7 protein-coding genes are annotated in these 12,824 nt (G+C 36.4%); 5 read left to right on the forward strand and 2 right to left on the reverse strand.

Annotated elements, in window-relative coordinates; translation table 11 throughout:
* Positions 1 to 109: 109 nt before the first annotated feature.
* The 3 genes from DF947_RS05260 (at position 110) to DF947_RS05270 (ending at position 5,389) form a co-directional block, all read left to right on the forward strand.
* Complete coding sequence (locus tag DF947_RS05260) at positions 110 to 1,789, forward strand: dipeptidyl-peptidase 3 family protein (RefSeq protein WP_109928669.1); 1,680 nt, start codon at positions 110 to 112, stop codon at positions 1,787 to 1,789.
* A gap of 244 nt (positions 1,790 to 2,033) precedes the next feature.
* Complete coding sequence (locus DF947_RS05265; protein WP_109928670.1) at positions 2,034 to 4,475, forward strand: outer membrane beta-barrel family protein; 2,442 nt, start codon at positions 2,034 to 2,036, stop codon at positions 4,473 to 4,475.
* 167 nt (positions 4,476 to 4,642) lie between these two features.
* Positions 4,643 to 5,389 (forward strand): DNA alkylation repair protein, encoded by a 747-nt coding sequence (locus tag DF947_RS05270; protein ID WP_205940743.1) that lies wholly within the window; start codon positions 4,643 to 4,645, stop codon positions 5,387 to 5,389.
* 82 nt (positions 5,390 to 5,471) lie between these two features.
* Here the strand turns inward: DF947_RS05270 and carB are convergent, their stop codons facing one another.
* Both carB and DF947_RS05280 read right to left on the reverse strand, forming a co-directional pair.
* Positions 5,472 to 8,309 carry a carbamoyl-phosphate synthase large subunit gene (gene carB, locus DF947_RS05275; RefSeq protein ID WP_109928671.1) on the reverse strand — a complete coding sequence of 946 codons (2,838 nt, stop codon included), beginning with the start codon at positions 8,307 to 8,309 and terminating at the stop codon, positions 5,472 to 5,474.
* A gap of 211 nt (positions 8,310 to 8,520) precedes the next feature.
* A complete protein-coding gene (locus DF947_RS05280) occupies positions 8,521 to 8,838 on the reverse strand; it encodes a carboxypeptidase regulatory-like domain-containing protein (protein WP_109928672.1) in 318 nt (105 codons plus the stop codon).
* A gap of 469 nt (positions 8,839 to 9,307) precedes the next feature.
* Here DF947_RS05280 and DF947_RS05285 point away from each other — a divergent pair, with 469 nt between their 5' ends.
* Both DF947_RS05285 and DF947_RS05290 read left to right on the forward strand, forming a co-directional pair.
* Positions 9,308 to 9,838, forward strand: coding sequence for an AAA family ATPase (locus DF947_RS05285; protein ID WP_109929186.1), 531 nt, complete (start codon positions 9,308 to 9,310; stop codon positions 9,836 to 9,838).
* A gap of 445 nt (positions 9,839 to 10,283) precedes the next feature.
* Positions 10,284 to 12,725 (forward strand): TonB-dependent receptor, encoded by a 2,442-nt coding sequence (locus DF947_RS05290; RefSeq protein ID WP_317046752.1) that lies wholly within the window; start codon positions 10,284 to 10,286, stop codon positions 12,723 to 12,725.
* Positions 12,726 to 12,824: the final 99 nt, after the last annotated feature.

Here is a 12,824-nt window from a genome sequence, read left to right on the forward strand (position 1 = left end):
TTTTATTAGAGCCATGAAGTTACGAAAGTATGCTAAAATTCATCCTTTGCATCAAACTTTATACAAAGCTTTTAAATTTTACTAATTTAGAACCCAATATACTTTTAGAATGAAGAATTTATACAAAACAAGCCTGTTCTTATCTGCCATTGCCATTTCTACAGGGCTTTTCCCGGCTTGTACAAACACATCAAAACCCTCTGGGGATAAGACTGTTGTGATACAGAAAGATAGCCTTATAGATTATGTTGCACAACGCTTGCCCATATATGAAAGAGTTAAACTTTCAACCAACATCAATCAGTTAAGCGTTAACGATCGGAAAATATTACCGCTGCTTATTCAGGCTGCAGAAATTATGGATCAATTGTATTGGAAGCAAGCCTATCCACAGCGTGATAGTTTATTGGCAACGATTAAAGACGAAAAAACCCGCGATTTCGTAAATATTAATTACGGTCCTTGGGATAGGTTAAATAATGAAAAACCTTTTGTTACAGGTGTTGGAAACAAACCAGAAGGCGCATCTTTTTATCCTTATGGGATAACAAAAGAAGCGATAGAGAAGTCGGATTTGAAAGATAAATTTGGCGCATATTCTGTTGTTCAAAAAGACAGTTCAGGAAAATTAAGTACGGTTCCATATCATGTTTTATTTGCCTCAGAACTTCAAAGGGCTTCTTCCTTATTAAAGCAGGCCGCATTAATTGCAGACGATGCAGGATTAAAAAAATATCTAAATTTAAGGGCTGACGCTTTAGTAACGGATAATTTTACAGCGTCTGACTATGCCTGGTTAGATATGAAAACCAACGGACTGGATCTTATAATTGGTCCGATAGAAAATTACGAAGACAAACTTTTTAATGCCCGTACAAGTTACGAAGCTTACGTTTTAGTTAAAGACAAAGATTGGAGCAAGCGCTTAGCGAAGTACGTAAAAATGCTTCCTGACTTACAGAAAAATCTGCCGGTAGCTGCAAAATACAAAACCGAGACCCCAGGAACGGATTCTGAATTAAATGCCTATGATGTAGTTTACTATGCTGGCGATTGTAATGCAGGTTCTAAAACCATTGCCGTAAACCTACCAAATGATGAAAAAATTCAGCAGGAAAAAGGCACTCGCCGTTCCCAGTTGAAAAACGCAATGAAAGCAAAGTTTGATAAAATTTTACTTCCCATTTCAAAAGAACTTATTGATGCTGAGCAACAAAAATATATAACATTTGATGCCTTTTTTGCAAATGTAATGTTCCACGAAGTTGCGCATGGTCTTGGCATTAAAAAAACCATAACAGGCAAAGGTTTTGTTCGCGAGGCACTGAAAGAACAATATAGCTGGTTAGAAGAGGGTAAAGCCGATATTTTAGGCTTATATATGGTAACCGGTTTACTTAAAAAAGGAGAATTACAAGGCGATATTAAAGATTATTACACCACTTTTATGGCTGGAATTCTGCGTTCGGTGCGTTTCGGTGTATCAGAAGCGCATGGAAAAGCCAATATGCAATGCTTTAATTATTTTAAAGAAAAAGGCGCCTTCGAGCGCACAGCTAAAGGAACATACAAGGTTAACTTTGATAAATTTGCTGTCGCGATGAATGATTTAAGTTCATTTATTATTACGCTTCAAGGCAATGGAGATAAAGCTGCAGTAGAAAAAGCTCAAAAGACTATGGCTATAATTCCAGCAGAATTAAAAACTGATTTAGATAGGTTAACCAAAAAAAGCATTCCGGTTGATGTTGTTTTTGAACAAGGTGTGGATGTACTGGGAATGAAATAAAAAAATAAAAATTCTATAACATGCTAAGCCACAGATATTCTGTGGCTTTTTTTATTCTATCGCAATTCATTTCCAAAATTCCTGTAACCTTTTTAAAAAGCGGTCGTCTTATTAATAACTAAACGGCGGAAATTGTTCGTTTCTGCTACTAAACTTTAAACAGGTGAGCAATTAAATTTAAATCGCAGATGATGCGTTAGAGAAATCTTTTTGCCCAAATTTTTAAACCAATACGAATAAACCAATGAAAACATTTTACAAAATATCACTAATTATACTGGCCATTTTTACAGGGAAAGATGCGTTTGGGCAAACCCAGCCAAAGGCAAACATCACGGGGACTATCCTTGATGAGAACAAAAAACCTGCAGATTATGTAACCGTTGTACTTTTTAAAGCATCCGATTCTAGCGTTGTTAAAACTGCATTTACCGATCCAACTGGGGCTTTTGGTTTTACAATCTCTGCCAAGGGCGAATATTTCTATAAAGCCAGTAATATGGGATACAAAACCTTTAAAAGTAAAATATTATCCCTTACAGATGCCAGCCAGAAATTAGATTTTGGTTCAGCACAACTTATTTCAATTACCCAAAATTTAAAGGAAGTTACGGTTGCGGTTACAAAACCATTAATAGAACGAAAAATGGATAAAGTTGTAATGAATGTATCCAATAGCGCAATTATGACTGGTTCGAATGCGCTTGAAGTGCTGCAAAAAGCCCCTGGAGTTTCTGTAGATCAAAATGATAATATCTCGATGCAAGGTAAACAAGGCGTTTTAATTCAGCTAGATGGAAAACAGACTTACATGAGCAGTGCAGATGTAGCCAACTTGCTAAGAAATATGCAGAGCTCTGAAATAGAAACCATCGAATTGATTACCAATCCATCTTCTAAATATGATGCCTCCGGAAATTCGGGGATTATCAACATCAAAACCAAAAAAAACAAAAACGGTGGAACAAACGGAAGTGCAAATGCAACTTTGGGTTATGGGAAAAATTTTAGAGGCAATGCTGGATTAAACCTTAACCATAGAACGCAGAAGGTTAATCTGTTTGGAAATTACAATTACGGAAAAACCGAAAGAGAAAATTTGATTACCATAGACCGGATTTCAAACGGCACGCCAGATACTTATTTTATGCAAACAGGTACAAGCCGAAGAAAACAGCAGAACAATAACTTTAAGGCTGGTTTGGATTATTTTATCGATAAGAAAAATACGATTGGTGTATTGGTAAATGGATATTTTAATCACGGAACAGAGGCTTCGGTAAATAATACCATAATTGGCCCTTCTTTTCAAAAAGTAGATTCTTCTTTGGTATCGAACAGCCTTCAAACCAACAAATACAATAATATAGCTTACAATTTAAATTACAAATCGATATTGGATACTGCAGGTTCTGAAATCTCTGCTGATGTAGATTATTCGAAATATAACGGTAATGACGGCTCCGATTATGAAAACGATTACCTTTTTGCCAATGGAAATCGGATTCGTCCAATTAGCTACATTAGAAACAATACACCATCAAAGATTGATATCAAAGCCTTTAAAATTGATTACAATGTTTCGTTAAGCAAAAGCATAAAATTAGAAGCAGGTGTTAAAAGCAGCTGGGTAAAAACCGATAATGATCTGCAGGCTGAAGAATTTGTAAATAATAACTGGCAAAATGATGTACGCCGAAGCAATCAGTTTATTTACGATGAGAATGTAAATGCCGCTTACACAAACATTAATAAGCAGTTTAAAAACACCAGCATACAAGTTGGTTTAAGAGTAGAGCAAACCAATTCTAAGGGCAATTTAATTACGACAAATACCGTAGTAGAGCGAAGCTACTGGGATTTCTTTCCAACATTATTTGTACAGCAAACCTTATCGAAAAACAACCAACTGGGACTTTCTTACAGCAGAAGGATTGATCGTCCGAGTTATGATGCATTGAATCCTTTTATCTACTATCTGGATCAGTATACATACAATAAAGGAAATCCCTTTCTGAATCCTCAATACACCAACAATTTAGAACTAAGTTATACCTTTAAGCAGAAATACATGCTTTCTGTAGGCTACAGTAGAACTAATGATGTAATTATTGAAGTGCTCCTGCCAGATGAAGCGCAAAAAGCATTATACCAAACCAATGCCAATCTTGCCAAAAACATCAGCTATAATGCAAACCTGAATATCCCGGTTCAGGTAGCAAAATGGTGGTCGATGAATAACAACTTAAATGTTTTCTATTTAAGTTTTGAAGCACCAAATTTAGCTGGGACGGCTTTAAAAACTGGAAAAACCTCGTTCCAGTTTAAATCTCAACAAAGCTTTACCATTGCAAATGGCTTTACGGCTGAGCTAAATGGCAGTTATGAGTCTCCGCTAGATTACGGAACCCTAAGTTTAAAAGCTCGTTATTATATTGATGCTGGTTTGAGCAAATCATTATTTAACAAAAAGGCTAGTTTAAAACTGGCTTTATCGGATATATTTAATATGTCTGAAAACAATCTATCCAGTGCTTATCCAGGTTTAAATTATTATGTGCATCAAAAAAATGAAAGCAGAATTGGCAGAATAAGTTTCACGTATCGCTTTGGCAAAAATGAAATTAAACCTGCTCGCCGCCGTTCAACAGGTACAGAATCTGAACAAGGAAGAATGAAAAATTAAACATTCAGATTAAATTGTCCTTTCGAGGATTTAAAAGCTTTGATCACTTTCTAATAAACTTGCTAGAAAGTGGTCAAAGCTAATTTTATGATTTGGATAAAAACCAAAGGGCAATAAATAGGTAGAAATTTGCAACGGCTTTGTATATTTATTTATCAAAGCTAAACATGACCATCAATAAAACAACAAGGCAAATTTTAAACTTAACGGCCGAAACACTCATAAACGAGCTTAATATCCATCAATCAAATCTAGAATTAGAAAAAATTAAGCGGTATTTTAAAAATGAGTACAGTGTAGGCGATGAGTTTATGGGTGTTAAAATGGGACAGGTTTTTAAAACTGCAAAAGCTTTTATTGATTTGCCTATAAACGAGATTGAAAAACTTTTAGAAAGCCCGATTCATGAAGTGAGAACAGCCGGCGTTAGCATTATGGATTTTCAGGCTCGAAATAAGAAAACTACTGGCGACAGAAAAAAAGCATTATTCGAACTTTATATTAATCGGCACGATCGGATCAACAATTGGGATTTAGTAGATCGTTCTGCACCTTATGTGGTTGGCGGTTATCTGTTCAATAAACCAAGAGATGTTTTATATGAGCTTGCCATTTCTGAGCATATGTGGGAGCGAAGAACTTCGATTGTGAGCACTTACTTTTTTATTAGGCAAAACCAATTGGATGACACTTTTAAAATCGCGGAGATTTTAGTAAACGATACCGAAGATTTAATTCATAAAGCAACAGGTGGATGGTTAAGGGAAGCTGGTAAAAAGGACAGAGCCAAACTTATTTCTTTTCTTGAAAAACATGCATCAACTATGCCCAGAACAATGTTAAGAAATGCTATTGAACACTTTGATAAAGGAGAAAAAGAATATTATCTAGGGCTGAAAGCAACATTTCATTAAGCCTCGCTGGTTTTCTTTATTGCCGTCTGGCTTCAGCCGACGGAACCAAAAAAAGGCCGATGTTAAACATCGGCCTTTGCTATTATTTGCTCAAATACATAGATTTATCTTTGTAAAGTTTGCGGAAGTAAGGATCTTCCAAATCTTTAATGAAACGAATGGCTTCACCTGTTGATTTCATTTCCGGACCTAATTCTTTCGCAACTTCTGGAAACTTCTCGTAAGAGAACACAGGTTCTTTAATGGCATAACCTTTAAGCTTGCGCTCTATAGTAAAATCTTTCAATTTCGCTACGCCCAACATAATTTTCGCTGCGATATTGATGTAAGGAACATCATAGGCTTTGGCAATAAAAGGAACTGTACGAGACGCTCTTGGGTTTGCTTCGATTACATAAACCTTCTCGTCTTTAATGGCAAATTGGATGTTCAATAAACCTATTACGTTTAGTGCTTTTGCAATCTTAATGGAATATTCTTCCATAGATTTAGTTACCGATTCTGGTAAGCTAAAGGTTGGTAAAACTGCGAACGAATCTCCAGAGTGAATTCCTGCAGGCTCGATGTGCTCCATCATACCAACTATGTGAACATCCTCACCATCAGAAATGGAATCAGATTCTGCTTCTTCAGCTCGATCTAAAAAGTGGTCAATCAGTACACGGTTACCTGGCAAATCGCCCAATAACTTTACTACCGCTTTTTCAAGGTCTTCATCGTTAATTACAATACTCATCCCTTGTCCACCCAATACGTAACTCGGACGAACCAAAACTGGGTAACCAACTTCATTTGCTACAACAATTGCTTCTTCAGCATTTTCTGCAACACCATATTTCGGATAAGGAATATCCAATTCTTTTAAGAGATCAGAGAAACGTCCGCGATCTTCAGCAATGTCCATATTCTCGAAAGATGTTCCGATAATTCTGATGCCTTTTTCTTTCAGTTTCTCCGCCATTTTTAAAGCGGTTTGTCCACCCAACTGAACGATAACGCCCATTGGTTTTTCCAGCTCAATAATTTCGCGAACATGTTCCCAGAAAACCGGCTCGAAGTATAATTTATCGGCCATGTTAAAATCTGTTGAAACCGTTTCAGGGTTACAGTTAATCATGATGGCTTCAATTCCAGACTCTTTTGCGGCCAACAAACCGTGTACACAAGAATAATCAAATTCGATACCTTGACCAATACGATTCGGTCCAGAACCCAAAACAATTACTTTCTTCTTATCCGATGCAATTGATTCATTTTCTTCATCAAATGAAGAATAATAATATGGCGTTTGGGCTGGGAATTCCGCAGCACAAGTATCTACCATTTTATAAACTCTATTTATGCCTAAAGCTTTACGGCGATCGTAAACTTCATCTTCAGTAACGTTTCCAAGCAACCAGGCAATCTGAATATCAGAGAAACCTTTTTGTTTAAGCGTCATGAAGAAATCTTGAGGGATATTGTTTAATGAATATCTTTTCAGCTCAGTTTCCAATAGAACCAAATCCTGAATCTGATTTAAGAACCATTTATCAATTTTGGTAACCTTACGGATAGATTCCAAAGGCACACCCATTGTCATGGCGTCTTTTATTAAGAATAAACGGTTCCATGAAGCATGTTCCAAACCATCCATTATTTCTTCAATATTGCGTACCTGGCGACCATCGGCACCTAAACCAGCTCGGTTTATTTCTAAACTCTGACAGGCTTTTTGAAGCGCTTCGATAAAAGTACGACCAATGGCCATTACCTCACCAACCGATTTCATTTGCAAACCCAGTTCTTTATTTGCGCCTTTAAACTTATCAAAATTCCAGCGAGGGATTTTAACAATAACGTAATCTAAGGTAGGTTCGAAATATGCTGAAGTTGTTTTTGTAATTTGATTTTCGATTTCATCCAAGTTGTAACCAATGGCCAGTTTTGCAGCAATTTTAGCAATTGGATAACCTGTTGCCTTACTTGCCAATGCAGATGAACGCGATACACGCGGGTTAATTTCGATTGCAATAATATCATCATTGGCAGGATTAACCGAGAACTGAACATTACAACCACCCGCAAAAGTTCCGATAGCACGCATCATTTTAATCGCCTGGTTACGCATTTCCTGGTAACAGCGATCAGACAATGTCATTGCAGGTGCAACCGTTATCGAGTCTCCTGTATGGATACCCATCGGATCGAAGTTTTCGATAGAGCAAATGATGATTACGTTATCGTTGCTATCTCTTAGTAATTCTAATTCATATTCTTTCCAACCTAAAACGGCTTGTTCTACTAAAACTTCGTGAGTTGGAGAAGCTTCTAATCCGCGTTTAAGCGCAGCGTCGAATTCTTCTTTTTTGTGTACGAAACCGCCACCAGAACCACCCAAAGTGTATGATGGGCGAATTACCAATGGGTAACCGATTTCTTGTGCAGCTTCTTTACCTTCTAAAAATGAATTGGCAATTTTAGATGGCGCTACCCCTACACCTATATCAACCATTAACTGGCGGAAGGCTTCACGATTTTCGGTTTTTTCGATAGCCGCAACATCAACACCGATTACTTTAACACCAAATTTTTCCCAAACACCACGCTCGGATGCTTCTACACAAAGGTTTAGTGCAGTTTGGCCTCCCATTGTTGGCAATACGGCATCAATTTTTGGCAAATCTGGAGAGTCGATATGCTCCTGCAAAATAACCTCAATAGAATCAACAGTTAAAGGGCGAAGATAAACGTGATCGCCAATAACTTTATCCGTCATAATTGTAGCCGGATTGGAGTTGATAATGGAAACGGTTATTCCTTCTTCTTTTAAGGATAACGCTGCTTGAGAACCCGAGTAATCAAATTCGCAGGCCTGGCCAATAATAATTGGGCCTGATCCGATAATTAATACTGAGCGAATGGAAGTGTCTTTAGGCATGATAGCTTAATACAATAATTAAAATTCTAAAGTGTTGGTTCTTGTTAGAACCATGAAGCAAGGAGGTTTTTTGCTTTTATAAGAAGAAAATCCCAACTGTTCTGTCGGGATGCAAAGATACATCTTTAGAAGTATTTTAAGCTGATTTTTTTAAAATAAAAAAGAGCGCAAAAAGCACGCTCCATTTTAAATTTTTCTTTTGCAAATTCTACTATTGTAGTAATTTTATTTCGCCAAGATCGGTAGTTGCGCTATCTTTCACTGCAACGTTTTCAATCATGGCATCTTTGTATGGCGCATTGCCTTTAATCCAAATGGTATAAACGCCCTGTTTTAAATTTGTAAAACCGAAAGTACCTTGATTAACCTGAGCTTTTAAAGTATCTGTACCGGCAACAACAGATACTGAAGAAGCACCATCTACCGGAGTAATTTTTCCCATTATTCCACCTAACCTAATATTTTTAAATGCGATTAATCCAATCGATAAAACAACAATAAGGGATAGAATAATACTTAACCTTTTCATGATGTGATGATTTTGTTAAAATTTTTAAGTTTTTTTTTAATGTCCGAAATAGATAACACCTTTTGGCAGATTTAGTTTTAAAAAATGAACACTATTACAGCAAGCGTACTATAAATTATACAAGGCCTGTGGGTACTAAATCCTTTTATATGCCTCAAATGTTAATTGATGTTAAAAGATTTTTTGAAAACACACTTAGGAAGTCAGATTTAAGTCACGAAGTTGTTATGATTCAATTATTGGCAATAATGTTGTAATAAGCTCACCGTATTTGCGTTTTGTAAATACTTTAGAGTAATATCTAAAGCTTCCTCAGCGGAGTAGTTAACCGCAAGAGGATTTCTTCATAAATAGTTTGTTTGGTTTATTATCCGGTCTGAGGAGCCCTCCTCGACCGGATTTTTTGTTTAATCCGTTTTTACATTACATTTGGCTTAACAGAAAAACCATTGTTGCATTATTTTATACCGTGATCAAATCAATTAAAAAGATAGCTATAGTTGGGCCTGAAAGTACAGGAAAATCTACCATGTCTCAATTTTTGGCAAAATATTATAAAGTTGCATGGGTACCAGAATATGCTCGTTATTATTGCGAAGCTCTTGTTGGACCATATACCTTACAAGATGAAGTAAACATGTATTATGGCCAGGTTGCTTTGGAAGATGCCATTTTAACTACAACGAAAAACGATTTTATCATCTGTGATACCACTTTTGTAACGGTTAAAATTTGGAGTGATGAGATGTTGGGAGAAACGCCACAAATTGTTTTGGATGCCCTACCAAAACGCCCATACGATTTTTACCTTTTGTTAGATATCGATTTGCCTTGGCAGGACGATCCTCTTCGTGATTTCCCAAATCAACGCGAATATTTTATGGAAGTTTGGCACAAGGAATTGAAAGCACTTAGTGCAAATTACAAGGTGATTAATGGCCAGGGAGATGTTCGGAATCAAAACGCAATAAATGCAATTAATGAATTTTTAGGGCTGTAATTTTAAAAGCAATACTGGCGATTAATGGGGAAAATTGTTCCCGCAGTTTATGCCTAAACTTTAAAGTTGCGGAAAATTTGAGGCATTAGTTAAAATAGGAATGATTTTCCTAATAGTACAAGATTTAATTCCAAATCATTAAAGAAAAATCCATCATTTAAAGTTTTATGTTAGAATCTTAAAATAATTTCTACATTTGCCTCATCATTAGGGGTGCCTTGTTTTTTCAAAAACACAAAAACAGGCTGAGATCATACCCATTGACTTAAAAATAATCAAATCAGAATAATCAATTTCCAAACGTTTGAAAATTGAATTTGATCATTGGAATTTTAAGGTCATGCACCTGATCCGGGTAATGCCGGCGTAGGGATTGGAGTTATGGAAGTTTAACTGAAATCGGGAGTACCCCTATTTCCGATGGGTTTAACTAAAAACAAAAACATTGAAAAAATTACTTTTTGCAGCTATTGTTGCAATGTTGCCATTTTTAACTTTGGCACAAATCTCAGTTACAGGAAATGTATCTGATCACAATCAAAAACCGCTTCCGGGTGCAACCATTAAGTTAAAAAACCAGAAAACCGCTGTAGTAAGCGATGCCAATGGCAGTTACACGTTAAGCAACCTAAAGGCTGGCAAGTACGTTTTTAGCGTAAGTTATGTAGGTTATCAAACAGTAGAAAAAACTATTGATTTAACAGCCAGCACGACTTTGAATTTCACCTTAGAGGCACAGGTTTTCCTCGCAGATGAAGTTGTTGTACGATCTACTCGGGCAAATGAAAAATCTGCAACCACTTACAAGAACATCAGCAAGGCAGAAATTCAGGAAAATAACTTTGGCCAGGATTTACCTTTTATTTTACAAAATACACCTGGCGTAGTTGTAAATTCTGATGCAGGTGCTGGTGTAGGTTATACGGGTATTCGAATTCGTGGAAGCGACAATAGCCGGATTAACGTAACTGTAAATGGAATTCCAATCAACGATAGCGAAAGTCAGGGAACTTATTACGTTAATATGCCAGATTTTGCATCTTCGGTTGATAACGTGCAGATTCAGCGTGGTGTTGGTACATCAACCAATGGTGCCGGTGCTTTTGGTGCAAGTTTAAACATTCAGACCACGGCGAGCGAAATGGAACCTTATGCCGAAGTAAACAGCACTTATGGAAGTTTTAACACTTGGAAAAACACCATAAAAGTTGGTACCGGATTAATCAACAATAGATTTAGCTTCGATGGTCGTTTATCTAGAATCAGTTCTGACGGTTACGTAGATCGTGGATCGTCTTTACTTAAATCTTATTTCTTATCGGGTGCTTATCATGGCAATAAAGATTTACTTCGTATAAACGTTTTTGCCGGAAGTGAAAAAACATACCAATCGTGGAACGGAATTCCGGAATCTAGATTAAACAATGATGTTGCAGGCATGCAGGCTTACATAGATAGAAATGGACTGAGTGGAGAGGATGCTTATAACTTGTTAAATTCTGGGAGAACATACAATAGCTTTCTATACAATAATCAGACAGATAATTATTGGCAAAACCACTATCAAATGCTTTACGCAAGGCAGTTTTCCGATAAATTTTCTTTTAATGGAGCATTACATTATACACAGGGCGAAGGCTATTATGAAGAATATAGAGTTCAAAACGATTTAGCGGATTATGGATTAAATCCAGTTGTAAATGGCTCAACTACTATAACCGAAACAGATTTAATCCGCCGCCGGTGGTTAGATAACGACTTTTATGGCATTACCTATGCATTTAATTATGTACCACAAAAGAACTTGAATTTTACATTGGGCGGTGCTTATAACGAGTATAAAGGCGCTCACTTTGGTCAGATTATCTGGGCTCAATATGCATCAAATGGAAATATAGACAGGCATTATTATGATAATGATGGTTTTAAGACTGATTTTAATATTTACGGAAAAGTAAATTACAGTCCTATTGAAGCCCTTAGTTTATTTGCCGATTTACAATACCGCCGAGTTTATTACGACATTGCTGGAACAGAAAACAAGTTAAATACCTTGGCCATTAACGAAACCTTAAATTTCTTTAATCCTAAATTTGGCGCCACTTATTTTATTAATCCGCAAAGTAATTTATACGCATCATTTAGTGTAGCCAACAAAGAACCCAATAGAGATGATTATACCGATGCCTCGATTGGAACTTTTCCAAAACCAGAAAGATTAAATGATGTTGAAGTCGGCTATCGTTTTAAAAATGCAGATTTTAACTTAGGTGCAAACGCTTATGGAATGTTCTATAAAAACCAATTGGTAGTTACCGGAAAAATAAATGATGTTGGCGGAAATTACCGTCAAAATGTAGATAGAAGTTATCGTTTAGGAATCGAACTGGATGGATCTTACAACATAAGCAAGCAATTTATTGTAAATGCAAATGCAGCTTTTAGCCGAAATAAGATTAAAAACTTTACCGAATATTATGATGATTATGATAACGGCGGGCAGGTTGTAAATAATTATTCGTTAACCGATATTTCCTATTCGCCGGCCACCGTACTTTTTGGAGAATTGGCTTATAAGCCGATTAGTGGTTTTGCTGTTGCTTTACAAAGCAAATATGTAAGCAAACAGTATATGGATAATACTCAAAATAACGATCGTACAATTAATGGTTATTGGGTGAACAATGCCCGCCTTGGTTACGATTTTAAATTTGCCGGTGTTAAAAATGTAAATTTAGGTTTACTTGTAAATAACCTCTTCGATAAAAAATACGAGAGTAACGGTTATACTTATGGTTACCTATATGGCGGAAGCAGAATTACAGAGAACTTCTTTTACCCACAGGCAGGAACCAATTTTTTGCTAAGTTTGAATGTTAAGTTTTAATAGAACTTAAAGACTAAAGTACTTTCGTCATTGCTAGGCACGAAGCAATCTCTCCCCAATTAAGATTGTTTCGCGCCTCGCAATGACGATTTTAGAATT

The sequence above is a fragment of the Pedobacter paludis genome (genome assembly GCF_003173575.1).
Classification (GTDB): domain Bacteria; phylum Bacteroidota; class Bacteroidia; order Sphingobacteriales; family Sphingobacteriaceae; genus Pedobacter; species Pedobacter paludis.